At 72.3% G+C, this 24693-nt stretch carries 22 protein-coding genes; 19 read left to right on the forward strand and 3 right to left on the reverse strand.

Features of this window, described 5'->3' with window-relative positions:
• Positions 1–102: 102 nt before the first annotated feature.
• The 9 genes from ACYVOM_RS10600 (at position 103) to ACYVOM_RS10640 (ending at position 8158) form a co-directional block, all read left to right on the forward strand.
• On the forward strand, positions 103–858 hold the full coding sequence (locus ACYVOM_RS10600; protein ID WP_460303099.1) for a Fic family protein: 756 nt from the start codon (positions 103–105) through the stop codon (positions 856–858).
• 638 nt (positions 859–1496) lie between these two features.
• Positions 1497–2480 carry a septum site-determining protein Ssd gene (ssd, locus tag ACYVOM_RS10605; RefSeq protein ID WP_460303100.1) on the forward strand — a complete coding sequence of 328 codons (984 nt, stop codon included), beginning with the start codon at positions 1497–1499 and terminating at the stop codon, positions 2478–2480.
• Between the two features lie 58 nt (positions 2481–2538).
• Positions 2539–3732 (forward strand): TadA family conjugal transfer-associated ATPase, encoded by a 1194-nt coding sequence (locus tag ACYVOM_RS10610; protein ID WP_460303101.1) that lies wholly within the window; start codon positions 2539–2541, stop codon positions 3730–3732.
• On the forward strand, positions 3729–4397 hold the full coding sequence (locus ACYVOM_RS10615) for a type II secretion system F family protein (protein WP_460303102.1): 669 nt from the start codon (positions 3729–3731) through the stop codon (positions 4395–4397). Before ACYVOM_RS10610 ends, ACYVOM_RS10615 begins: the two co-directional genes overlap by 4 nt.
• Positions 4398–4750: 353 nt before the next feature.
• Positions 4751–5311: a type II secretion system F family protein gene (locus tag ACYVOM_RS10620; RefSeq protein ID WP_460303103.1), complete on the forward strand. Its 561-nt coding sequence runs from the start codon at positions 4751–4753 to the stop codon at positions 5309–5311.
• Between the two features lie 96 nt (positions 5312–5407).
• On the forward strand, positions 5408–5581 hold the full coding sequence (locus tag ACYVOM_RS10625; RefSeq protein ID WP_460303104.1) for a DUF4244 domain-containing protein: 174 nt from the start codon (positions 5408–5410) through the stop codon (positions 5579–5581).
• 29 nt (positions 5582–5610) lie between these two features.
• On the forward strand, positions 5611–5955 hold the full coding sequence (locus tag ACYVOM_RS10630; RefSeq protein WP_460303105.1) for a TadE family type IV pilus minor pilin: 345 nt from the start codon (positions 5611–5613) through the stop codon (positions 5953–5955).
• A gap of 131 nt (positions 5956–6086) precedes the next feature.
• Positions 6087–6509 carry an Rv3654c family TadE-like protein gene (locus tag ACYVOM_RS10635; protein WP_460303106.1) on the forward strand — a complete coding sequence of 141 codons (423 nt, stop codon included), beginning with the start codon at positions 6087–6089 and terminating at the stop codon, positions 6507–6509.
• A 227-nt stretch (positions 6510–6736) separates the two neighbouring features.
• Positions 6737–8158 (forward strand): hypothetical protein, encoded by a 1422-nt coding sequence (locus tag ACYVOM_RS10640; RefSeq protein ID WP_460303107.1) that lies wholly within the window; start codon positions 6737–6739, stop codon positions 8156–8158.
• 462 nt (positions 8159–8620) lie between these two features.
• On the opposite strand, the gene ACYVOM_RS10645 is transcribed toward ACYVOM_RS10640, so the two are convergent.
• Positions 8621–10879, reverse strand: a complete 2259-nt coding sequence (locus ACYVOM_RS10645) for a DEAD/DEAH box helicase (protein WP_460303108.1) — start codon at positions 10877–10879, stop codon at positions 8621–8623.
• A gap of 178 nt (positions 10880–11057) precedes the next feature.
• Here ACYVOM_RS10645 and ACYVOM_RS10650 point away from each other — a divergent pair, with 178 nt between their 5' ends.
• From ACYVOM_RS10650 to ACYVOM_RS10670, 5 genes are all read left to right on the forward strand, one after another.
• Positions 11058–11405, forward strand: coding sequence for an STAS domain-containing protein (locus ACYVOM_RS10650; RefSeq protein ID WP_460303109.1), 348 nt, complete (start codon positions 11058–11060; stop codon positions 11403–11405).
• Positions 11406–11410: 5 nt separating this feature from the next.
• On the forward strand, positions 11411–11776 hold the full coding sequence (locus tag ACYVOM_RS10655) for an ATP-binding protein (protein WP_460303110.1): 366 nt from the start codon (positions 11411–11413) through the stop codon (positions 11774–11776).
• A gap of 132 nt (positions 11777–11908) precedes the next feature.
• Complete coding sequence (locus tag ACYVOM_RS10660; protein ID WP_460303111.1) at positions 11909–14182, forward strand: sodium-translocating pyrophosphatase; 2274 nt, start codon at positions 11909–11911, stop codon at positions 14180–14182.
• 177 nt (positions 14183–14359) lie between these two features.
• Complete coding sequence (locus ACYVOM_RS10665; RefSeq protein WP_460303112.1) at positions 14360–14824, forward strand: SixA phosphatase family protein; 465 nt, start codon at positions 14360–14362, stop codon at positions 14822–14824.
• Between the two features lie 35 nt (positions 14825–14859).
• Positions 14860–16929: an FUSC family protein gene (locus ACYVOM_RS10670; RefSeq protein ID WP_460303113.1), complete on the forward strand. Its 2070-nt coding sequence runs from the start codon at positions 14860–14862 to the stop codon at positions 16927–16929.
• A gap of 130 nt (positions 16930–17059) precedes the next feature.
• On the opposite strand, the gene serB is transcribed toward ACYVOM_RS10670, so the two are convergent.
• A complete protein-coding gene (gene serB / locus ACYVOM_RS10675) occupies positions 17060–18247 on the reverse strand; it encodes a phosphoserine phosphatase SerB (protein WP_460303114.1) in 1188 nt (395 codons plus the stop codon).
• A 384-nt stretch (positions 18248–18631) separates the two neighbouring features.
• Here serB and ACYVOM_RS10680 point away from each other — a divergent pair, with 384 nt between their 5' ends.
• The 5 genes from ACYVOM_RS10680 (at position 18632) to ACYVOM_RS10700 (ending at position 23913) form a co-directional block, all read left to right on the forward strand.
• Positions 18632–19408: a PP2C family protein-serine/threonine phosphatase gene (locus tag ACYVOM_RS10680; RefSeq protein ID WP_460303115.1), complete on the forward strand. Its 777-nt coding sequence runs from the start codon at positions 18632–18634 to the stop codon at positions 19406–19408.
• 156 nt (positions 19409–19564) lie between these two features.
• Positions 19565–19885 (forward strand): DUF2752 domain-containing protein, encoded by a 321-nt coding sequence (locus tag ACYVOM_RS10685; RefSeq protein WP_460303116.1) that lies wholly within the window; start codon positions 19565–19567, stop codon positions 19883–19885.
• A 54-nt stretch (positions 19886–19939) separates the two neighbouring features.
• Positions 19940–20599 (forward strand): RDD family protein, encoded by a 660-nt coding sequence (locus ACYVOM_RS10690; RefSeq protein ID WP_460303117.1) that lies wholly within the window; start codon positions 19940–19942, stop codon positions 20597–20599.
• A 66-nt stretch (positions 20600–20665) separates the two neighbouring features.
• On the forward strand, positions 20666–22264 hold the full coding sequence (locus ACYVOM_RS10695) for a protein kinase domain-containing protein (protein ID WP_460303118.1): 1599 nt from the start codon (positions 20666–20668) through the stop codon (positions 22262–22264).
• A gap of 116 nt (positions 22265–22380) precedes the next feature.
• Complete coding sequence (locus ACYVOM_RS10700) at positions 22381–23913, forward strand: protein kinase domain-containing protein (RefSeq protein WP_460303119.1); 1533 nt, start codon at positions 22381–22383, stop codon at positions 23911–23913.
• On the opposite strand, the gene ACYVOM_RS10705 is transcribed toward ACYVOM_RS10700, so the two are convergent.
• Entirely contained in the window at positions 23910–24638 is a 729-nt protein-coding gene (locus tag ACYVOM_RS10705) for a hypothetical protein (protein WP_460303120.1), read from the reverse strand. The genes ACYVOM_RS10700 and ACYVOM_RS10705 overlap by 4 nt on opposite strands.
• Positions 24639–24693 lie beyond the last annotated feature (55 nt).

The following is a 24693-nucleotide window of genomic DNA, read 5'->3' on the forward strand; positions in this document are numbered from 1 at the left end:
CGGGGGGCCGGTATGGGCTGTCAAGTACGGACTTACTTCTAAGTTTCCTTACAGATAGTACGTGACGCAGGCCACGTCGCCGGTCTGTGTACCCTCAGCCCCGTGGACGACGCTCTTCTTCAAGTCTCATTGCTGCCCGGCGTCGAGGAGGCCTGCGACACGGCGCGCAAGGCCGTGGACCGGCTGCGCGGGCACCGCGTGCTGCGGCGCAAGAGCACCGAGGTCTCGACCGAGTCCCTGCTGCGCGGCGCGCGCGCCTCGGCGGCCCTGGAGGGCGCCCAGGCGCACCTCGAGGAGGTGCGCTCCGGCCATGCCACGCACCCGCTCGTCCAAGGCGCGTTGCGGATCTCTGGGGAGATGGGTCCCCTTGGGGCGACGTGGAAGTCCGCGCCCCGCCAGGTCTTCGCCCGCCTCCATGTCCTGGCGGCCCGCGACGTCGTCCCGTCCGAGGACCTCGGGCGGCCGCGCCAGGAGGGTGCGCCTTCGCCTGCCGAGGTGGCGGCCCGCTTGGACGCGCTGAGCGATCTGCTTACGGGGAAGTCCAAGGCCCCCGCCGTGGTGGTCGCCGCCATCGTTCATGGGGAACTCCTCGCGCTCCGGCCCTTCGGCTCGGCGGACGGCCTCGTCGCGCGCGCCGCGGCCCGTTTGACCCTCATCGACCGCGGTCTCGACCCCAAGGCCCTGGTCTCTCCGGAGGTCGGGCACCTGGAGCTGGAAGCGGAGTACCGAAAGGCGTTCGACGCCTACCTGTCCGGCACCGCCGAGGGCGTCGCGGAATGGATCAGGCACTGCGCCGACGCGGTCACGCACGGCGCGCGCGACTCCCAGACCCTGTGCGAGGCCATCGAGCGCGGCTGAGGCGAGTGTGACGGGCGGCGCCGCCCGGAATCGTCCGCGGCGCCGTCGCCCGCCGTCACGTCACCCTCGGCTACCAGGCGTGCATTCGTCGTCGCCGGATCGGGTCCTGCCCGTCGCGGCGGAGCCTTTCGTGGCTGGTCGCGCGTGGGTACCGAGATGCCGTGCCGGACACTGTTCGTCCGGTGATTCCGGTCTACGCCTTCAGCGGCCCCCTGACAAGGGGGAATGGGGAAATGTCCCTGTTTTTGGACGGGGTGCGCGGGACACGGTTATGGCGACTCGCCGAGCGGGGCCCAAGGGGTTCTCGGTGTGAGCCGCGACCGATCTTCGGTGCGACCGATTTCGATCACCCTAGGTGATCCGCGCCGAAGGACCAGAAAAAAGCTCATGGTTATCAGGGCCGATCCTCGACGGAAGCGTCCGTGATCGGGCAGCATATGAACTATCTGCCGACACGGCGGCGGACGGGACCGAGCAAACCCGTCTTTCTCTGGCTTTTCCCCGAAAGGATGGGCCCGGCTCTACCCCCCCGGAGCCGGACCATCGCGACGGCCCCCGCTCTCCCCCCCGGCGGGGGTCGTCGCACTTATCCACAGGCCGCTCAGCGGGATCGGCGCGCATCGGGGAGTGTGATTCCCATGAATGCGCTGGTGCTTTCCACGAATCCCGGATTGGTCGACGCGGTCAGACGGCTCGCGGCCGCGGCGTCCGTCGAGGTCTTCGTCGCGCGCGACGCGGCCGAGGCGCGCGCGGCAGTGCACAAGGCGGCTCTCGTCCTGATCGGAGCGGATTTACCGGGTCGGATCCCGCGCCGGGGCGGCGTCGTGATGCTCGCCGGAGCCGCGACGGTCCCGGTGTTCCGGCGGGCGATGGACCTCGGCGCCGAACGCGTCGCCGTCCTGCCGGAGGAAGAGGACTGGCTGACCGAGCGGATGGCCCGGGCATGCCTCCCCGGTGCCTTCGGCAGGCAGATCGCCGTCACCGGGGCGCGCGGCGGATCCGGCGCGTCGGTCTTCGCCACGACCCTCGCCCTGGTGGCGGCCCGTGGCGGCGCCCGGGTCCTCCTGGTCGATCTCGACCGCGGGGGCGGCGGCCTGGACGCGCTTCTCGGACTCGAAGCCACGCCGGGCACCCGGTGGCCGGAGCTGGCGGGGCTGCGCGGAAACCTGGCCCCTCGCGCGCTGGAGGAGGCGGTTCCCTCGGCCCGGGGCGTGGCCGTGCTCTCCCACGCCCACGACCGACCATGCGTCCTGCGGCCCGAGGTCGTCGCCTCGGTCCTCGCGGCCGCACGGCGGGCCTACGACCTCGTCGTCACCGACCGGCCGAGGGATCTCGACCTGCCCGCGGACCGCACGGTCCTGCTCGTCCCGGCGGAGGTGCGCGGGGTGCTCGCGGCCCGGTCCGTGCCGTCGGGGCCGGACGAGCCGGTCCTGATCACCCGGGGCCCGGCGCCGGGCGGTCTGGCGCCGAGCGCCATCGCCGAGTCGCTGTGCCTTCCGCTCTCGGGCCACTACGACTTCGAACGCGGAGTCCCGGCCGCCATCGAACGGGCGGCGCCCCCTTCGCGGGGGAGACTCGCGCGCCTGTGCGCCCGGCTGCTCGACGGCCCCTTGGCGGCCTGATGGGCCGCCTCTCCGCCTCCGCGACCCGCGGAGGCCCACTACTTGCTCTGGAGGAACGATGAACTGGGCCGAAGCCGTCAGGGGGCGGCTCGCCGAGACGAGGAGTGCGGCCACGCCAGGCGCGGTCGCCGCGGCCCTGCGCGCGGAGGAACGCGCGCTGGGCGACGCCGAGGTGCTCAGCCTCGCCCGCGAGGTCCGCGCCGACCTCGTCGGCGCCGGGCCGCTGGAGGTGCTCCTGCGCGATCCGTCGGTGACGGACGTCCTGGTCAACGGACCTGACGAGGTCTGGGTGGAGAGCCGCGGCGAGCTGCTGCGCACCGGGATCCGATTCGTCGACGACAGGGCGGTCCGCCGACTCGCCCAGCGCCTCGCCGCCGCCGCGGGCAGAAGGCTCGACGACGCGGCCCCGTACGTCGACGCGAGGCTGCCGGGGGGCGTGCGCCTGCATGCCGTCCTCGCGCCGGTGGCACCCGGAGGCACCTGCCTGTCTCTGCGATCGCCACGGGGACGCGCCTTCACCCTGCCGGAGCTCGTGGAGGCCGGAACCGTGTGCCGCGCCGGAGCGGAACTGCTGGCGGCGCTCGTCAAGGCGCGGCTCGCCTTCCTCATCACGGGCGGCACCGGAACGGGGAAGACGACCCTGCTCAGCTGCCTCCTCGGTCTCGCTTCGCCCAGGGAAAGGCTGCTGCTGGTGGAGGACTCCGCAGAGCTGCGGCCGGACCATCCCCACGTCGTGCGCCTGGAGACCCGGCCGCCCAACCTCGAGGGCGCGGGCGGCGTCACCCTGCACGACCTCGTCCGGCAGGCGCTGCGCATGCGCCCCGACCGGCTCGTGGTCGGCGAGGTCCGCGGAAGCGAGGCGGTGGAGTTGCTCAACGCGCTCAACACGGGGCACGAGGGAGGATGCGGCACCCTCCACGCCAACGCGCCCGAGGACGTCCCGGCCAGGCTGGAGGCGCTCGGCTGCGCGGCGGGACTCACCCGTGAGGCGCTGCACAGCCAGCTCGCGGCGGCGCTGGACGTCGTCGTCCACTTGGAACGGCACGGGCCGCTGCGCCGGGTCGGCCAGATCGCCGTCCTCGTCCGGGAGCCTTCCGGCCTGGTGGAGGCGCACCCCGCGGTGCGGCTCACGTCCGGGGGCCTGTCCTATGCCCCGGCGGCCGGCCCGCTCCTCGCGCGGCTCGGCTGGGAGCCACCCGCGACCGGAAGCGGAAGCGCGGACCCGGTCCCGCGCACGGAGCGGGCGGCATGAACGGGCGGGCGCTCCTGCGGCCGGGGGCGTCCGCACGTCGGCTGTCGGCGTTGGCGGGCCGAGCGCGTCCGGTCGGCGACCTGCGGCAATGGCGCGCGGGGTCGCTGCGCCGACATTTGCGCGGGCGGGAGGCCGAGGCGTGGTCGGCCGCGGTGGTGGAACTGTGCGACGGTCTCGGCGCGGAACTCGTCGCGGGGAGGACTCCGGAGGACGCTCTCGCGGCGGCGGTCGACGTGCTGCCACCACCGCACAGGGAGTCCCTGGCCGGGCTGCCCGCGGCCCCGGACATCCCACAGGCCTTGCGGGAGCTGTCCGTCCTGCCCGGGGCGCAGGCGCTGCGTCTGCTCGCCGCCTGCTGGAACATCGGCGTCGAACGCGGTGCCGCCTTCGCGCCCGTCGTCGACGGCCTGGCCGCGGCTCTGCGCGCCGACAGGGCTCACCGCGGCGCCGTCCGGGCCCAGCTCGCCGGCGCAAGGGCGACGGCCCGCCTCCTCGCCGTCCTGCCGGCCCTGGGCATCGCCATGTCCTGGTCCATGGGCGCGAACCCCCTGGCGTTCCTCTTCACCACCCTCCCCGGCCTCTGCTGCCTCCTCGCAGCCCTCACCATGGACGCCCTGGGCCTTCTCTGGACCTCCAAGATCACAGAATCCGCCCTGCACCCGTGAGCAGCCGACCCGAAGCCACGCCCTCCCAAGAGCCGGGACACAGCCGAGCACTTGCCGGGCGTCACGCGTGTCCGCCTGGCCGCGGTTCGCACCGGATCCAGGGGGCGCCTGGCTTCCGGAGGGGGCGAAGTACGAGTTCGACACGGTGATCGGATCAAGAACGAACATGCGGCGCAGTACGTGGCCTGGGCGGGTTCTGGTGCTTTGGGCTGGTTGAGGGGAGGGGTGGAATGGTGCGGAAGCGGAGGGCTTCGCGGCGCCTGGAGAGGGCTGTGCGCGGGGCTGGGGACGGCGAGGGGAAGGGGCGGGCTTCGGGGGAGGCCCGGGGGGTGTTCCTGTGCGGTGCGGTCGGGATGAGCGTGTGGGTGTTCTTTGGAGGGGTCGGCGGACTGGCGGCCGGCGTGGCGGCGGCGGGCTGGTGCCGGTGGTGGTGGGCGCGACGGGAGCCACCGGAGGCGGCGCGGCGGAGGCGCAGGCTGGAGTCCGATCTGCCCATCGCGGTGGAACTGCTCGCCGCCTGCCTGGGTGCCGGCGTGGCCTGGGCGGATGCGGTCGAAGCCGTCGGGGAGGCGCTCGGCGGGCCCGTCGGCGAGGAGTTCGAGGCGGTCTCGGTGCGAGTCCGGCTGGGCGCGGACCCGGCGGACGCCTGGGCCTCTCGGGCGGTCGACCCGGCGTTCGCACCGCTCGCGCGGGCGGCGGCGCGGGCGGGCCGGGGCGGCGCGCCCCTCGCGCCCGTGCTGTCCCGGCTGTCCGGGGACCAGCGGAGCGCGGCGTCCGCCGCCGCGGAGGAACGGGCGCGCGCCGCGGGCGTCAGGGCGGTCGCGCCGCTCGGCCTGTGCTTCCTGCCCGCGTTCGTTCTGCTCGGCGTCGTCCCGGCGATCGCGGGCATCGCGCAGGGCATCGCACTGCCCTGATCGGAGTTGTCCACAGGCTCGAAAACGATCTTGGCGAGGATCGCGGATGCTTGGCGGGACGCCGGATGAGGTCCGGCCCCGAAACAGGGAGGTCAGATGTGCGAGCTGCGCGGCAGAAGGTCGGACGCGGGCATGACCACCGCGGAGTACGCGGTCGGCACGGTGGCGGCCGCGGCCTTCGCCGGAGTCCTGTTCAAGATCGTTTCCAGCGAGAGAGTGCAGAACCTGGTGTTAGAGATCATCGACCGGGCGCTCCATCTCGTCGGCTGATCCGCGGCTCGGCGACGGTGGAGGTGGCGATGTCGCTCCCCGCCCTGCTGGCCGTCGCCGCGTTCGCCCTCTGGGGCATCGCGGCGGCGGCCGTGCGACTGACCTGCGTGGACGCCGTCCACGCGGGCGCGCGCGCCGCCGCCCGCGGCGAACCCTTCGACGAGGTCCGGGCGCGCGTCCTGCGCGTCGCCCCTCCCGACTCCGTCCTCACCCTGCTCCGCAGCTCCGACACCACCCGTCTCACCCTCACCGCCACCTACGCGCCAGCCACCAGAATCCCCCTCCCACCCCTCACCTTCACGGTCACCGCCGAAGCCTTCACCGAACCCCATCCACCCCCACCCGCCCCGCAGGAGCCCCCGGACACCCCGTGACGCCCGCCTGACCCGGCTCTGAGGGCCGGGCGGGCGAGGGAGGGGTGGGGCGGCTTTGGGGCGGGAGGTGGAAGAGACGGGTCCGGGGCGGTGCGGAGAGCGAGGGCGGGTGAGGCGTGGTGGTCCGAGGGATGGGGTGGTGTGGGGTGGGGGAGGGGCGGGAGAAGGGGGCCGGGGTGGTTTGGGTGATGGCGGTTCTGGGGGTGGTGTGGGGGCTCGGGGTCGTGGTGATGGTCGGGGGCGGAGTGCGGGGGATGCGGAAGAAGGCGGAGATGGGGGCGGATGTCGCGGCGCTGGCGGCGGCGGCACGCGCGGTGCGGGGATTCGACGACGGGTGCGCGGTGGCCGAACGGGTGGCGGCGGGAACGGGGGTGGTGCTGACCCGGTGCCGGGTCGAAGGCGGGCCGGGGATGCCGGTGGAGGCGCAAGTGGAGGTCGTGGTGCGGGGGCGGACGCTCGTGGGGTGGGAGCCGGTGGTGCCTGCCTCGTCTCGGGCGGGGGCGGCGGGGCCCTCGGCGGCATCGGTGAGGGGGTCGGGAACTACAGGCGGATAGGGGGCAAGGGCGGAGATTTATCGCTGAAGTGCGTGTAAGTCGGGGATCTTTCATCTCGATGGGTGTGGATTTGAGAGGTTGACCGAAGGGAGGGTAGGGGCCGGAAACGGACATGGGGCCCGGATGGGTCGGCAGCGTGATGCCAGGTTCGTCATCATTCTGTGATATTTGCCACTGATTGGTGATATACGCTGCCGCGCAGGACCGGTGACGGAGGGAGTCGGCGCGTGTGGGCTAGGGCGCTGCTGGTGATGGCTCCTCTGGTGGCGGTCCTGGGGGCCGCTCCGGTGCAGGCCTCGGAAGCCGCCGCGCCCAAGATCACCCCGGGGAACGGCGCCGTGATCACGTCGTCGACCGTGACGATCAGTGTGAAGACGGCGCCGGGCGGAGGCACGCTCTACGTCGACGGCAAGCGGATCGGCACCGGCAAGAGCAAGACGCTGACGTACCGGATCGACGGCCGGAACGAGCCCAACGGCACCCACACGGTGCGGGTCGACGCGGTGATCCCGTGGGACACCGCCAACAGCACGTTCCGGATGGCGGTGCCGGCGCTGCGGCCGAGCGGGCTCTCTGTCTCGACGTCGGGCAACAAGGTCACCGCCCAGTGGAGCAAGGGCCGCGAGCCCGACCTCACCGGGTACACCGTCTCCGGCGACCTCGGCACCAAGAACGTCTCGATCGGGGCGTGCGGGGCCAAGTGCAGCGTGACGTTCGCGTCGCCGTCCACCGCGAGCGGTCGGGCGACCGTGAGCGTGGTGGCCAGGCGTTCGGGCGCGGACCCGTCCGGTGCCGCCTCGCGGACCGTCAAGGTGACCGCCAAGCCCGAGACGGGCGGCGGCGGGACAGGCGGCGGGCCCGCGCCTGCCGCACCCGGTTTCACCTACCAGCCTCCGGCCGCCGCCCCGCAGTACCCGCAGGTCGTGCCGGACGATCCGGCGTTCAGCGAGGAGACCCCGCAGGTCGGCGAGGTCTACCCGACGCCGGACACCGCGGCCCCCGACGACATGATCATCCTGGACGGCGGCGGCACGGCCGCGGGCACGATGGCGTCCGAGAGCCTCCAGTGGGGCAAGAGCCTCGCCATCGCTCTCGTGCTGCTGCTGTGCGCGGCGCACCTGGGCACGTGGACCCGCCGGCTGCGGACCGCCCGCGCGGGAGGTCCCGACGCGGGTCCGGTCGTCGCGCCGGGATCGGCGCACGCCCGGGTCGAGGCGCACCGGCAGAGCATCGCCGCGGCCCTCGCCGCCGCGAAGGGCGGGAGCGCGGAGACCGAGGAGGCGGGCCGTTCCCCGCGCGACGGGTCCGAGGATCCAGACCCGGGACGGGATACCGAGGTGCTGGAGTCCGCCGGCGAGATCGTCGAGGAACTGAACCTCGAGTACACCCCCGTCGTGTTCCCGTCCGACCCCGACGCCTGGGACACCGCCGAGGAGACCGCCGACGACGCCCCGGACGCCTCCCGCGAGGACCCGGACGATGCCGGAACCCGTGATCCCCGCCAGTACGACGAGGCCCTGAACGCCTTCATCGGCCTGGCCTCCGCACGGGAGCCAGAATCCGCCCCCGTCGTCTCCTCCGCCGACCTCACCGAGGTCCTCCAGCACCCGCGCCCCCGCCGCAAAGGCCTCCGCCTCCGCCGCCGCTGACCCGTCACGCCCCCGCCGACGACTCGCTCCGCTTTCCGCGCCCGCTCCGCCGACTCGGTCACCGGCTCTCCCGGGACCCTGGAATTGAGTGCCGCCAAGTGCCGCCGTTCTTGAGTTCGCCGGGGTTTCATCTGCTTGGTCAGCGGGTTTCTCATGTTGGAGTTCGCGCTGTCGGGGGCGGTTCGGCGTTGGCCGGGACTTTTGGGATGTGCGGTACCTGCCGGCGACGGGGCGGGCGCGGTGGAGGTCCTCCGGGGCTCTGCGCGGGCAGTGGCCGGGGAGGTCGTGGAGGGGCTTGTGGCCGCTGGGGCTCTGGGTCGGGGTCAAGCGGGCCGGTTCGCGGGGGCGGTGCGGGGTCGGGTCTTGGGGCTGAGGGCGGGGGGTGCCGACTGTAGGGGTGGCGCGGAGCTGGGGCGGGGGCGGAGTAGCGGGATCGTGTGCGGGGTGTGCTGGTGGGGGGTGTCAGGGGGCGAGGAGGTGCGTCAGGAGGGTCTGGGCGTCGGGTTTGGAGAGGGGGTCGTTGTTGTTGCCGCATTTGGGGGACTGGATGCAGGAGGGGCAGCCGTGGTCGCAGGGGCAGGCGCGGATGGCGTCGAGGGTGGCCTTGAGCCAGGGACGGGCCTGGGCGTGGGCGCGTTCGGCGAAGCCGGCGCCGCCCGGGTGGCCGTCGTAGACGAAGACGGTCAGGCGGGACGTGTCCGGGTGGAGTTCGGTGGAGACGCCGCCGATGTCCCACCGGTCGCAGGTCGCGAACAGGGGGAGCAGGCCGATGGAGGCGTGCTCGGCCGCGTGGGCGGCGCCGGGGGCGTCGAAGTCCTCGTGGGCGGCGAGGACCTCGGGGGCCAGGGTCCACCACACGGCCTTGGTCCGCAGGACGCGTTCGGGCAGGTCGAGGGGCTTCTCGCCGATGATCTCGCCGGAGGCGCGGCGGCGCATCTGGTAGGCGACGACCTGGCGGCGCACCTCGACGGTCCCGAAGTGGAGGCTCGCGTGCGGCGACCACTCGGTCTTGCGCTCCTCCTCCAGTACCCGGATGTCGGTGACCGACCGGGCGTTGGTGGAGTAGTCGGGCGAAGCGGGCGTGACGAGCGCGGCCGCGTCGTCGAGGTCGAGGACGTCCACGACGTACGACTCGCCCTGGTGGACGTAGACGGCCCCCTCGTGCACGGTCCCGTGCGCCGAGGACTCGTCGACGGTCCCGAGCAGCCGCCCGGTGTCGCCTTCCACGACCTGGATCACCGAGGGCCCGCTGCCGCGCAGGTCCACCGCGGGACGGTCGCGGTGCGTCCAGAACCATCCGGCGGGCCGCCGCCGCAGGACGCCCCGCGTGGTCAGCCCGTCGACGAGCCCGGCCGCCGAAGGCCCGAACAGCTCAAGGTCGTCCTCGGCGAGGGGCAGCTCGGCCGCCGCCGAGCAGAGGTGAGGTTCCAGGACATAGGGGTTGGCCGGGTCCAGGACGGTCGCCTCGACGGGCATCCCGAAGATCGCCGAAGGGTGGTGGACGAGGTAGGTGTCCAAGGGGTCGTCGCGGGCGATGAGGACGGCCAGGGCGTCCTGGCCGCCGCGCCCGGCGCGTCCGGCCTGCTGCCAGAGGGACGCGCGGGTGCCGGGCCAGCCGCAGACGAGGACGGCGTCGAGCCCGGAGACGTCGATGCCGAGTTCGAGGGCGTTGGTGGTGGCGAGGCCGAGGAGTTCGCGGGAGCGCAGGGAGGCTTCCAGCGCGCGGCGTTCCGAGGGCAGGTACCCGCCCCGGTAGGCGGCGACCCTGTCTTCCAGTTCGGGGGCGACCTCGGACAGGGCGGCCCTGGCGGCCAATGAGACGGTTTCGACGCCCCGTCTCGACCGGACGAAGGCGAGCGTCTGGGCTCCCGCCGCGACGAGGTCGGCAAGGAGGTCGGCGGCCTCGGACGGCGCAGGGCGGCGCACGTCTCCGTCCACCAAGGGCGGCTCCCACAAGGCGAAGGTCATCGCGCCGCGCGGAGAGCAGTCGTCGTCTATGGCGGTGACGGGGACGCCGGTGAGGACGGCGCCGGAGCGGGCCGGCTCGGAGACGGTGGCGGAGGCGAGGACGAAGGTGGGCGAGGCCCCGTATCGGGCGCAGACACGCCGGAGCCTGCGGATGATCTGGGCGACGTGGGAGCCGAACACGCCGCGGTAGCCGTGCGCCTCGTCGATCACGACGTAGCGCAGCCTGCGCAGGAACGACGACCACCGTGAGTGCCGGGGGAGCACCGAGTAGTGAAGCATGTCCGGGTTGGTGAGGACGATGTTCGCGTAACGCCGAATCCAGTCGCGGGCCTCGCTGGGCGTGTCCCCGTCGTAGGTCGCGGCCTGGACGGAGGCGAGGCCGAGGGCGTCGATCGAGCGGAGCTGGTCGTGCGCGAGGGCCTTGGTGGGGGCGAGGTACAGGGTGGTGTCGCCGTCGAAGGCCGCGGTCAGAGCGGGCAGGAGATAGGCCAGGGACTTGCCTGACGCGGTGCCCGTCGCGATGGTCACCGAGCGGCCCTCGTGGGCGAGGGAGGCGGCTCTGGCCTGGTGTTCCCACAGGTGGGGGAGGTCGAGCGCGGAGATGACCGAGGCGGGCACCCAGGACGGCCAGGGCGCCGTGCGGGCCGCGCGGGCGGGCACCGTCTCGACGTGCGTCAGCCTCCCGCGGCGCCGGGGGTCGCTCCGCAGGATGTCGAGAAGAAGATGCGCTGCCACAGGTTTCCAGTGTGGCATCGGGGGAAGGGAGGGGAGAACGCTCCGACACCCCCCAAGCCCCGTGATCGGCAGGTCAGACGGCACGAACAGAGGATTTCGTGTGAACACGGCGCTGGAGCGTGGTTGAATTTCGACGGGCGAACGCTGCAACGTCCGATTACATTGCTTACTTTGCGGCAAATGCGCTGGAGGTTCCGTGGACCTGAAGGTGACCGACTACACGAGTGACGACGGCATCACCGTCATCAACGTGGAGGGAGAGATCGACGTCTACACGGCGCCGAAGCTCCGGGAGAAGCTCATCGATCTCGTCAACAAGGGCAAGTTCCACCTCCTCGTCGACATGGAGAAGGTCGAGTTCCTGGACTCCACAGGTCTCGGCGTCCTGGTCGGCGGGTTGAAGAGGGTGCGCGCCCACGACGGTTCGCTGGAGCTGGTCTGCACGCAGGAGCGGATCCTCAAGATCTTCCGGATCACGGGCCTGACCAAGGTCTTCGGCATCCACAACTCGCTCGACGAGGCCCGGGAAAAGCGGGCGAAGTAGCCGCCATGGGCACCGTCGAAGTCGCGTTCAGCGCGCTCCCGATCCATGTGCGGACCGCCCGTATGGTCACCAAGGCCGTGGCGGTGCGCTCCGGCGTCGCCGAGCCGCTGCTGGACGAGGTGCGGCTTGCCGTCGGCGAGGCGTGCTCGCGGGCGGTGGAGGCGCATCAGAAGCACTGCCCTGAGGAGCCGGTGCGGCTCGCGCTGACCGATGCGGGCGAGCGGTTCTCGGTCTCGGTCAGTGACCGGGCGCAGTCCCGTCAGGAGGACGACGGGCTGAGCATGGCCGTGATCAAGGGCCTTGCCGACGAGCTGGAGATCCTCTCCACCGCGGAGGGCACGACGATCAGTATGAGTTGGCCCACCCGCTGACTTATCCCTGGAAAAGGTCCCATGTCGTGATCGTGGGGCCTTTTCTTATTTCCGCGTTTGTCCTTGGAATTTTCCGATCAGACTCCAAGAAAACGGGGCGAATCACCTAAACGGCGGGCGGGGACAGCGCCGATGGATGAGACGGAAATCTCAGACGGAGATCTTCTCCTGGTCGTCGTCGTGGCGGTGGTCGCGCTCCTGGCGCTGGCCGTCGCCGCGGTGCTGGTCCGCCAGGTGCTGGCCGAGGGGCAGGGGACGCCCCGGATGCGGGAGATCGCGGGCGCGGTCCAGGAGGGAGCGGCGGCCTACCTGCGGCGGCAGTTCCGCACGATCGCGGTGTTCGTCGTGGTCATCCCCTTCGTCCTCCTGCTCCTGCCCGCCGAAACCGCCGGGGTGCGGATCGGCAGATCGGTCTTCTTCGTCCTCGGCGCGGTCTTCTCGGCGGCCACGGGCTTCGCCGGCATGTGGCTCGCGGTGCGCGGGAACGTCAGGGTGGCGGCGGCCGCGCGCGACCGCGGGGAGCGGGCCGCGACGCGGATCGCGTTCCGCGCCGGCGGCGTCGCCGGGATGGTGACGGTCGCGCTCGGCCTGTTCGGCGCGGCAGTCGTGGTGCTGGCCTACCGGGGGCGGGCCCCGAGCGTCCTGGAGGGGTTCGGGTTCGGGGCGGCGCTGCTGGCGATGTTCATGCGGGTCGGCGGCGGGATCTTCACCAAGGCCGCCGACGTGGGCGCGGACCTCGTCGGCAAGGTCGAGCAGGGCATCCCGGAGGACGACCCGCGCAACGCTGCGGTGATCGCCGACAACGTCGGGGACAACGTGGGCGACTGCGCGGGCATGGCCGCCGACATCTTCGAGTCGTACGCGGTGACGCTGGTCGCCGCGCTCATCCTCGGCACCGCGGCGTTCGGCGCGCAGGGCCTGGTCTTCCCGCTGATCGTCCCGATGGTTGGGGTGCTGACGGCGGTCGTCGGGATCTTCGCGGTGGCGCCGCGGGAGGGCGACAGATCAGGCATGACCGCGATCAACCGGGGCTTTCTGGTGTCCGCGGTCTTCTCCGCGGTGGGGGTCGCGATCGCCGCCTGGCTCTACCTGCCCTCGTCCTTCGGCGCGCTGGACGGCGGGGTGCGGGCGGCGGGGGATCCGCGGCTCGTGGCGATCGGCGCGGTCCTCATCGGGATCGTGCTGGCGGCGGCGATCCAGATCCTCACCGGGTACTTCACCGAGACCGGCCGCAAACCCGTCAAGGAGGTCACCGAGAGCGCGCGCACGGGCCCGGCGACGGTCGTCCTGTCGGGGGTGGCGCTCGGCCTTGAGTCCGCCGTCTACGCGACCCTGCTCATCGCCGGCGCGATCTACGGGGCCTTCCTGCTCGGCGCGGGGAACACCACGCTCGCGCTGTTCGCGGTGGCCCTCGCCGGGACGGGCCTGCTGACGACGGTCGGCGTGATCGTCTCGATGGACGCGTTCGGCCCGGTCTCCGACAACGCCCAGGGCATCGCGGAGATGTCGGGAGACGTGCGGGGGGAGGCGGCCGGGGCGCTGGAACGCCTCGACGCGATGGGCAACACCACGAAGGCGATCACGAAGGGGATCGCGATCGCGACGGCGGTCCTGGCCGCGACCGCGCTGTTCGGGTCGTTCCGCACGACGGTCGAGGAGGCGCTGCGGACGGCTCCGGCCGAGGCCCGCCGGGCGATAGGTCCCGTCTTCGCGGATTTCTCCCTGTCGGTGGACCAGCCGAACGTGCTCGTGGGGCTCCTCATCGGCGCCTGCGTGGTGTTTCTCTTCGCGGGGCTGGCGATCATGGCAGTGGGCAGGGCCGCCGCCAGGGTCGTCCTTGAGGTGCGCGAGCAGTTCCGGACCCGGCCGGGGATCATGGACTTCACCGAGCGGCCCGACTACGGCAGGGTCGTCGACCTGTGCACCCGCGACGCCCAGCGGGAACTGGCCACCCCGGGGCTGCTGGCGATCCTCGCCCCGATCGCCGTCGGGTTCGCCCTTGGATATGCACCTTTGGGGGCCTTCCTTGCGGGCGCGATCGCCTGCGGTTCTCTCATGGCGGTCTTCCTGGCCAACGCCGGAGGCGCCTGGGACAACGCGAAGAAGGTCGTGGAGGCGGGCGGCCTGGGCGGGAAGGGTTCTCCGGCGCACGCCGCGACGGTCATCGGCGACACCGTGGGCGATCCGTTCAAGGACACGGCGGGCCCGGCGATCAACCCGCTGATCAAGGTGATGAACCTCGTCGCGCTGCTCGTCGCCCCGGCCGTCGTCGCCGCGGCGGGAGAGCCGCTGCTGCGGTTCGGCGTGACGGTCGCGGCGGTGGCCGTGCTCGTCACGGCGGTGGTCGTGGCCAAACGCCGGACGGTCGGCGGCGCGCCCGCCGACCAGGCCCGGACCTCGGTCTGAACCGGATCCGCACCGCATCGGACCAAGGTCATCGGGGTTTTCCACAGGCGGTGTCCAGTGTTTCGCCAGGGCGTCTAATCTGGGGCCCATGAGTGGTGCAAAAGGGTTTGCGATGATTCTCGGCGGGATGCTGCTCGTCATGGCCGTTCTGTGGTTCCTGGCCTGGCAGGTCGCACCTTGAAGAAGAGGCTGCTGGTCCTTCGCCACGCCAAGGCGGAGGTCGGATTCGGCCTGGCCGATCATGAGCGGCCGTTGGCCGAGCGCGGCCTGCGGGACTCCGCCGCGATGGGCGCCCACCTGAAGGAGGAGGGCCTCATCCCGGACCTGGTGCTGTGCTCCACCGCGCTGCGCACCAGGCAGACCCTCGAAGGCCTCGCCCTGGACGCCCCGGTCTCGTACGAGCGGGGCATCTACACCGGCGACGGCTACGATCTGCTCACGCTCGTGCAGATCACCCCCGCGGAGGTCGGCACGCTGCTGCTCGTCGGCCACAACCCCGCGGTGCACGAACTCGTCGTCGTCACCGGGAACGAGCCCGTCGAGGAGTTCCCGACGTGCGCGCTCGGGGTGGTGGAGCTGGAGGGCTGGGAGTCGCACGGCGGTGCCTTGCTCGCATACCGGACGCCCAAGACCCTGGGATGACCTGCCGTTGAGCCGCGTTCGCACACAATGATCATGTGTGGGGCTGGCTCAGGCGCAGGGCGTCGCTCGACTACGGGCTGACCGGCGCGATCGGCGTCGGGCTTCCGCTCATCGTCGGCTCGCTGCTCGGCGCGTACGCCGAGGGCGCCTGGGTGGGCCTGGGGGCCTATCTGCTCGCGCTCGTCGCGCCGAAGGGTCCCTACTCGCTGCCGGCGCACCGCCTGTGGGCGAGTTTCGGGGTGATCGTCGTCTGCGCGGCGCTGGGCGTGCTGGTGTCCGCGGGCGGTCTGTGGTGGACGGTTCCGGTGGTCCCTGCGGTCGCCGCCGCGGGCGCGGTGCTCCCCTGGATCGGGATGACCGGTCCGCTGACGGTGCTGGTGGCCGCGACCCAGCCGAGCACCGCCGATCTGCGCCATCTCGTGCCCGCGGTGGCCGGGGGCGCGCTGTGGATGCTGCTGCTCATGCTGCTGCCCTTCCGCTGGAGGGTGCAGAAGCAGTTGCGCAACGCGGTCTCCGAGGCGGCGCGGGCGGTCGCCGAGCTGCTGGAGTCTCCCCGTACCGACGAGGCCCTGCGCCTGAAGGCGTCCGAGTCGTTCGCCGAGGCGCGCGAGGCGCTGGAGCTGACCCGCCCGACCGAGCGGGGCCTGCGCCGCGAGCGGCTGATCGACGCCCTCGTCCGAGTGCTGCACGCGGCGGTGACCCTGCACGGGCTGCTGCACGGGATGAAGGACCCTCCGCCGGAGATCCACGAGGCTGTCGTCTTCCAGGCCGCGCGGCTGCGGGTGCTCGCCGATGCGATCGAGAACTCCCTCAGCCTGCCACCCGCCGAGACGCACACGCTGGACAGGCTCGCCGAGCGGATCGACGAGCTGCGGACGCAGTGGCGGGCCAGGCACGACGCCGGGGTGCGGGAGGAGGAGGTCTACCTCAGGCTGCTGGTGCTGGAGCAGATCCTCAGGCTGCTGCGCAGGGTCGGCGCGGCGGTGGAGTCGGCCGCCCGGCTCGCGGGGAAGCTGACCTTCGAGCGGGCGCGCCCAGCGCTGCCCGAGGCCCCGCACCCGCTGCGCGGCGGGCGGGCGGCCCTGCGGCACATCGGAGACAGGTCGCCGACCTTCCGGTACACCACGCGCCTGTTCTTCACCACGGCCGTGGCTCTCGCGGTGGTGGCGGCGCTGCGCCCGCCCTACGGCAACTGGCTGGCGATCTCGGCGATGGTCACCACGAGGGCCACCTACGGGGAGACCCTGGAGCGGGCGCGCGCCAGGATCATCGGCGTGCTGATCGGCGGGGTGCTGGCGGCGCTGGTGCTCCAGCTCGTGCACAGCAAGTTCCACCTCGCGATGGTGGTGTGCGGGTTCGCCCTGCTGGCCTTCGGCTTCCGCGGGCTCGGCCAGACCGCCTGGGTGCTGTTCGTGACGCCGACGATGATGACGCTCGTCGACTTCGCCGCGCCGCTGGGCTGGGAGATCGCCGCGCTGCGGGTGGCGCTGACCGTCGCGGGGGTCGTGATCGGGCTCGCGGCGGGCCGTCTGCTGTGGCCGCGCGGCGGGCTGCGGATCGACGAGCGGGTCAGGGAGGTCCGGCGGGCGCACGCCGCGCTCGTCCGGGAGATGGCGGCGGTGCTGGACGGGGAGGAGACCGACTACGACGCCGCCTACCGCAAGGCCCGCGACGCCTCGGCCGAGCTGTCCAGGGCCCGCAACCGCCTGGCGGCCGAGCCGAATCCCGACACCGAGCGGATCGCCGCGCTCAAACGGGTGCTGGACACCGCCCAGCGGGTCCGGGACGACATGGTGGCCCTGCGGGGACTGCTGGAGGAGAGCGTCGATCCGGGCCCGGTCCCCGAGCTGCTCGACCTCGTGGCCGACACGTTGGAGGAGGGCGGCCCCTGCGACGCAGGAGCGCAGCTCGCGCGCCTCGACGCCCACCTGTCGGAGCTGGCCAAGGCCCGCCGCGCCGAGGTGCGCTCGGGCGAGCCGGGCGACACCCCGCTGCGCCGCGACCTGCGGCACGCGGCCGCGGTGCGCTCGGCCCTGCGCCGGCTCGCTTCGGAGTCCTTCGGCGACCGCGACGAGGACGAGGTCGACGCCGAGACCTCCCGATGACAGGTCCGGACGGCACAGAAGACCCGGTCGGCCCACAAGACCCGAACAGCCCAGAAGACCCGAACAGCCCAGAAGACCCGGACGGCCCAGAATCCGCACGGCCCTGAGGCCGGTGCCTGGGACGGGCTTCTCAGGCCCCGTCTTCGGCGTCGGCCGCCTCGACCTCGTCGCGGGAGAGCCCGAGCAGGAACAGGATGGAGTCCAGGTAGGGCACGTTGACCGCGGTGTGCGCGGCGCGTCGCACGACGGGCTTGGCGTTGTAGGCGATGCCGAGCCCGGCGGCCTGGAGCATGTCGAGGTCGTTGGCGCCGTCGCCGATCGCGACGGTCTGGGAGACGGGCACCCCGGCCTTGGCGGCGAACTCGCGCAGGGCGGCGGCCTTGCCCGCCCGGTCGATGATCGGGCCGATCACCTTGCCGGTGAGCCTGCCGTCGACGATCTCCAGGGTGTTCGCCGAGGCGTAGTCGATCCCGAGGTCGGCGGCGAGGCCGTCGGTGATCTGGGTGAAGCCGCCGCTGACGATCGCGAACTTGTAGTCGAGCCGCTTGAGGGTCCGCACGAGGGTGCGGGCGCCGGCGGCGAGCTGGATCTTCGCGCCGACCTCGTCGATGGCGGCGGCGTCCAGGCCGGCGAGCAGGGCGACCCGCTCGCGCAGGGAGCCCGCGAAGTCGAGTTCGCCGCGCATCGCGGCCTCGGTGATCGCGGCGACCTTGTCGAGCTGTCCGGCGTGCTCGGCCAGCAGTTCGATGACCTCGCCCTGGATCAGGGTGGAGTCGACGTCCATGACGATCAGGCGCTTGGCCTTGCGGTGCAGCCCGGCCCGCTGGACGGCCACGTCGACGCCGAGGCCGGCGGCCTCCGAGGCGAGGGCGGCGCGCAGCGACTTGGGGTCGGCTCCGGAGATCAGCATCTCGATCGCGGTGACCGGGTAGCTGCCGAGCTTCTCGATCCGGTCGATGTTGGCGCCGTGCGCGGCGATCCGCCCGGAGATGCCGGAGACCGCCGCAGGGGTCAGCGGGCTGCCCAGCACGGTGACGTGCAGGTGGGAGCGCTTGCGCTTGGCGGACTTGGATCCGCCCGTCGACAGTTCGAAGTCCATGTCGAGGGCGTCGGCGACCGTCTTGACGGCCTCCAGAACCCCGTCGACGCTCTCGTCGCCGGAGTGCGAGACCAGGACCCCGAGGATGAGCCGGCCGTTGATCACGACCTGCTCCACGTCGGCGACCTGCAACGGAAAGGCGGCGAGGGTGGAGAACAGCCGGGAGGTCACCCCGGGGCGATCCTTGCCGGTCAGCGTGATGAGCAGCGTGCGTTCCATGACTGGTACCCACGCTACCGTTCCGTGGCCGCGAAGCGGGCACCGAGTCCAGGATGTGGACGGATGACGTTTAGGGGACGCAAAGTCATCCGTACGCGGTACGGAAGGTGAACAAGGGTGGAACCAGAGACTGATCCGCTTGCGCGCGCGGAGGGGTAGCGTCTTACCCATGGGACGACGAGTCCACACACACGCGTCGCGGGGGACGCCGTTCGCGGCGCTGTTCCGGAGCCGGTTTCCGAGGGCGGGCCGGTGCCGGGGGAAAACGGACCGGTGAACGGTGCGCGATACGCTGACCCACTACTCTGATGCCAGACCGCAAGTGGGGTCGTCGGCCGCGGGGGTGGCACGAACCGCCGCAAGGAGATCGTCATCGAAACTGCTATGAACGTCGCAATCAGGTACGCAGCGGGTTCGGACATCGGCTGCAACCGGGAGAACAACGAGGACTCCGGGTACGCCGGTCCCTTCCTGTTCGCGGTCGCCGACGGGATGGGCGGCTATGCGGGCGGCGAGGTGGCCAGCTCGACGGTGATCAACGCCCTCCGCCGCTATGACGTGCCGGTGGCCGACGAGGAACTCCAGGACACGCTGGGCCGCGCGGTCGCGGAGGTGAACGGCGCGCTCGGTCAGGAGATCGCCGCCCGTCCCGAGCTGAACCGGATGGGCACCACGCTGACGGCGATGCTGTGGAACGGCACGAGCCGCTTCGCGATCGCTCACATCGGGGACTCCCGCGCCTATCTGCTGCGCGACGGCATCCTGTTCCAGATCACCAGCGACCACACGCTGGCGCAGCTCCTGGCCGACGGGGGCGACGCGGGCGAGAACTCGCATCTTTCGCACATGCTGTTCAAGGTGCTCGACGGTGGCCCGGACCGGGAGCCCGACCTCAGGCCGCGCGACGCGGCCCTCGGCGACCGCTATCTCCTGTGCTCCGACGGCCTGTCAGGCCCGGTCGCCGCGCAGGAGATCTTCGACATCCTGTCGGAGGAGAAGGAGCTGACGCGCGCGGTCGAGCGGCTCATCCAGGCGGCGCGCGACCACGGCGGACCGGACAACATCACCTGCGTCATTCTCGATGTCGTCGAGGAATCGGAACCTCAGCCCGGTCTTCGGCATCCCACCATGGTGGGAGCGGTCGCGGAGGCCCGGCCATAACGGTCTGGTTCCGGGGCGGCCCCACGGCTTGACGGATCAACCCGACAAGCCGGTATAAGGGCCAGTTAAGGACAAGGTCGGGTGGAGGCACTCATGACGGGGGTCATGGCAATGCGCCGGCGTCCCCTCGGAGTCACCGCCACGAGGGTCGCCGCCATGGCGGCTGCCGCAGTGCTCGTCACCGCGGCACACGGGGTCCATGACCCCGGGATCGTCTGCCCCATGCGGCTCCTGACCGGAATCCCCTGTCCCTTCTGCGGCGGTACCACCGTCTTCATCGAGCTCGGATCGGGACATCCCGTCCGGGCCCTCCTCGCCAACCCCCTGGTCTTCGTCGGCGCGATCATCTTCGCGGCGGCACCGCTGGGGGTGGAGGACAGGTGGCGCATGGTGGCTCCGCGGGCTCGTGCCTGGCTTTTCGGCACGGCCGTCACCGGATCCGGCATCTGGCAGCTGTTCAGGTGCGGGGTCCTCTGACGTCCCGCCCACCTCCTGCCCTCGCACAACCCCCATCGACCTAGGAGAACGAACGTGGGAACTCCCCCTCCCTATGACCCGTACGGCCAGCAGCAGCCGGGCTACGGGCAGCAGTACCCGCCGCAGCAGCCGCCGCAGCAGCCCCCGGCCTACCAGGCGACGCCGCCTCCCGCCTACCCCGCGCAGCCGGCCTTCCCGGCCGCGGCGCAGCCGCAGTACGGTGTGCCCCCGCAGCAGTACGGCTACGCGGGCGGCGCCATCGGCGCCTACGCCGGCTGGGGTTCGCGGGTCGCCGCGTCGCTCGTCGACGGCCTGATCGTCGGTCTGGTTCCCGCGATCTTCTACGGGATCGGTATCGCCCTCAGCGCGGGGACGACGACCATCGACGAGTACGGCCAGGTGACGTCCACCGGCGGCTCCGCGGCCGGATCTCTGCTGATCCTGGTCGGCGCGGTCATCGCGATCGCCGGCGGCCTGTGGCTGGTCCACCAGGAGGGCACCACCGGACAGACCATCGGCAAGCGGATGGTGAACATCCGCCTGATCAGCGAGCACACCTCGCAGCCGATCGGGTTCGGCCAGGCCTTCGTGCGCAAGATCGCGCACATCCTCGACGGCTTCTGCTACATCGGCTACCTCTGGCCCCTGTTCGACGCCAAGAAGCAGACCTTCGCCGACAAGGTGATGCACACCGTCGTCGTCCGGTCCCACTGACGCGTAATACGCTGCACCGGGGCGTCCCTCAGGGACGCCCCGTTCCTTCTCGGGGAGGTGGAAGGGTTGCGCGAAGGCCTGGTTCTGTCGGGGCGCTTCGAGCTGGTGCGCAAGATCGGCCAAGGGGGCATGGGCGCGGTCTGGGAGGGCCGGGACCAGACGCTGGGCCGCAGGGTCGCCATCAAGACCCTCGCGGTGAGCCCGACGGCCGAGGCCGCGCGACGACTGCGGGCCGAGGCCCAGATCGGGGCGAGCCTCTCGCATCCCGGCATCACGGTCGTCCACGACATCGGCGAGTACGAGCAGACGCTCTACGTCGTCATGGAGTACCTGGAAGGCCACGACCTCGCTCACGCGCTGAAGACCGGCCCCCTCCCTGCCCGCAAGGCGGTGGCCGTGGCGCGCGAACTGCTCGGCGCGCTCGGCGCGGCGCACGCCCAGGGCGTGGTGCACCGCGACGTGAAGCCCGCCAACGTCATGCTGCTCGACAAGGGCGGCCTGAAGATCCTCGACTTCGGCATCTCCCGCTTCGCCGACTCCACGATGACCGGCTCGGTCATCGGCACGCCCGGCTACATGGCGCCCGAGCAGTTCTCCGGGGTCGAGGTGGACGGGCGCTGCGATCTTTACTCGTTCGGTGTCCTGCTGTACGAGCTGTTCACCGGCCGCCTGCCCTTCGAGTGCCAGACGCTGCCCGAGTTCGTCACCGCGCACCTGTACCGGGAGCCGGAGGCGCCGCGCATGCTGCGCCCCGACCTGCCCGAGACGCTGAACCGGCTCATCCTCGACCTGCTGGCCAAGGAGCGCGACGCGCGGCCCGCCTCCGCGCAGGAGGCGCTGGCCCGGCTGGAGGCGGTGCGCTTCAACGACCCGGCCGCGACGTTCGGCGGTCCGCTCGCGGCGGCCCCGCCGCAGGCGTTCACGAACCCGCCGGAGACCGACCCGCCGGCGCAGCCCGGCACCGTGCCGCCGGCGAACGCGGGGACGCAACTGCCCTTCGCGTTCCAGCAGCAGCCCGCGCCGGGCCCCACGTATCCGCAGTATCCGCAGCACACCCAGCAGCCGCCGCTCCAGCAGGCAGCCTTCGGCGGGCCCACCCCGCCCGTCCAGCACACGCCGGCGCCGTTCGCACAGCCCGGCCCGCCGACGCCGCCGCCGGTCCAGGGCTATCCGCAGACCCCGATGCCGCCGCCGATGATCCCCACGCAGCCGGCCTACCCGCAGCAGCCGTGGGCGGCGGGCCGTCCGCAGGTGCGCGAACCGTCGTTCCTGCGCCGCGCCGGCGCGTTCGCCGTCGACTGGGTCCTCGGCTTCTTCTGCGCCGCGCTCTTCAGTGGCGTCGTCATGAGCAACGACCCGCTCATGCAGGAGGAGATGTCCGACGCGGACTTCTTCGCGACGCTCACCGTGTGGGCGATCGTCTACGTCCTGTTCGGGGTGATGGAGGGCGTCCTCGGCTACGGCCCCGGCAAGGGCGTCTTCCGCCTCCAGGTCGTCGACGCGCGCAGCGGGCAGCCGCTCGGCGCGGCCAAGGGCGTCGGCCGCGTCTTCCTCCAGATCATCAACTGGTGGACCTGCTTCATCGGCTACCTCTGGCCACTATGGGACCCGCAGAAGCAGACCCTCGCCGACAAGATCGTCCAGGCCAAGGTCCTCACGCGCTGACGGCCCCGCCCATGTCCGGAGGAAGACGAATGCGTTCTTCGTCCGGGGTGGGGCGGGCCGTACTACGCTGCACCGGGGAATTTCGGTGAGCGGGCCCGGTGAGAGGGGACGCTGTCTTGCACGAGGGTCTGGTGCTTTCGGGGCGGTTCGCTCTGGTGCGCAAGATCGGCCAGGGCGGGATGGGCGCGGTCTGGGAGGGCCGCGACGAGAGGCTGAACCGCCGGGTCGCGATCAAGACGCTGGCCGTGAGCCCGACGCCCGACGCGGCCCGCAGGCTCCGGGCGGAGGCCGAGATCGGGGCGAACCTCTCCCACCCCGGCATCACGGTCGTCCACGACTTCGGCGAGTACGAGCAGACGCTCTACGTCGTCATGGAGTACCTCGAAGGCCACGACCTCGGCGAGGAGCTGGCATCCGGCGCGTTGACGCGGGGACGGGCGCTGTGGGTGGCCGGCGAGCTGCTGGGCGCCCTCGGCGCGGCACACGCCCAAGGCGTGGTGCACCGGGACGTCAAGCCCGCCAACGTCATGCTGCTCGACAACGGCGGCCTGAAGATCCTCGACTTCGGCATCTCCCGCTTCGCCGACGCCACGATGACCGGTTCGATCATGGGCACCCCCGGCTACATGGCCCCCGAGCAGTTCGACGGCAGGGGCGTCGACCACCGGTGCGACCTGTACTCGTTCGGGATCCTGCTGTACGAGATGTTCACCGGCGCACTGCCGTTCCGGTGCTCGACGCTGCCGGAGTTCATGCACGCCCACCTGGCCCGCGCGCCGGAGCCGCCGCGCGGCCTCGCACCCGACCTGCCCGAGGCGCTGGAGCGGCTGATCCTCGACCTGCTGGCCAAGAGCCCCGCCGCCCGGCCCGCCACCGCCGAGGAGGCGCTGGCCCGGCTCGAAGAGGTGCGCTTCGGCGTGCGTCCGGGCGCGGTCTCGGCGGCCCCGCCCGCCGCGCCGCAGCGCGCGTTCGCCGATCCGTCACACCTCACGCCGCCGCCCGCGCCCAGGCCGCCCACGGCGCCGTCCCGTCCGGCGACGCAGACGCCCTGGCCGCCTGCCCCGCCGCAGTCGTACACCCCGCCTCAGGAGTGGTTCCGCGGGTCCCAGCCCCCGATCGCCCCCGCGCCGCGGCGTTACGGGTATCCGTCGCTTCCGCCGCAGCCGGGATACGGCACCGCGCACCACGCCCCGTACGGCCACGCGGGCAGCGCCTTCGGCGCGTACGCGGGCTGGCCGGTGCGCGTGGCGGGCTCGCTGATCGAGCTCCTCCTCATCGGTGTGGTGCCGCTGATCCTGTTCTCCGTCGGCGACGCCATCGCGAGCGATCCTGGGGCCGCCGGCGCGGCGCAGGGCGTGGGCGCGCTCTTCACGATCTTCGGCCTGCTCCTCAACCTCGCGGGTTTCGGGTGGCTGGCCTACCAGGAGGGCACGACCGGCCAGTCGATCGGCAAGAGGGCGACCAACACGCGGCTGGTCGCCGAGGCCACCGGGCGGCCGATCGGCTTCGGCATGGCGGTGGTGCGCCGCCTGGCCCACATCATCGACTACGTGATCTGCTACCTGGGCTTCCTGTGGCCCCTGTGGGACACCAAGAGGCAGACCCTCGCCGACAAGGTGGTCTCCACCGTCGTCGTCCGGGCCGGCTAGCGGGCCGGTTCGAAGACCGCGGCGTGGGCGGCCACGTGGGCGCGGCGGACGGCGCGGTCGAGGGTGGTGAGGGCTTCGGCGCGGGCGGCGGCCTGGCGGGCGGTCAGGGTGTGGCCGGCGGTGCGGGCGGCGAGGGTGAGGATGAGGCCGAGGCGGGAGGCCTGGGCGTCGACGCGGTGCGCGCGGGCCGGGTAGCCGGGGGCGAGGCCGCTGTCGGCGTCGTCACGTAGGGCCTTCAGGACGGCCGAGCGCTGGCCGTTGATGTCGTCGATCGTGGTCATGATCTCCGTCACCTCGCGCATGGCCGCGGTGAGGGCGCGGTCGGACTCGGAGAGGGACGGGACGTCGGGCTGCTCGGTGCGGGCCGCGAAGACCCGCCAGGAGGTGCCCGCGTAGGACGATCCGCGCAGGTCGGCGCTCGGGACGAGGCCGATCGCGGTGCCGTCGAGCAGGGCGACGGCAGCTTCGCCGGCCTCGATGGCGACGGCGTTGAACTCGGGCGGGCCGGTGAGGCCGAGGGGGTCGCCGGGGGCGGGCAGGGCGAGGCGCAGGCCGGTGAGTCCGGCCGGGCGCAGGCCGGCGAGCCAGGCGCGCAGCGGCACCTCGCCGACCAGGTGCGGGCCGGTGCGCTCGATCGCGTCGACGGCCTGGTCGAGGCCGGTGTGCCCGGTCAGCCAGGCGTTGGCCCAGGCGACCAGGCTGGGGGAGGGACGGCGGTCACGCATCCCTCTACAGTAACCGGCGTCCCGGTGCGCTCGCGGGACCGGTGCGCACCCTTCG

The organism is Actinocorallia aurea (genome assembly GCF_054783995.1).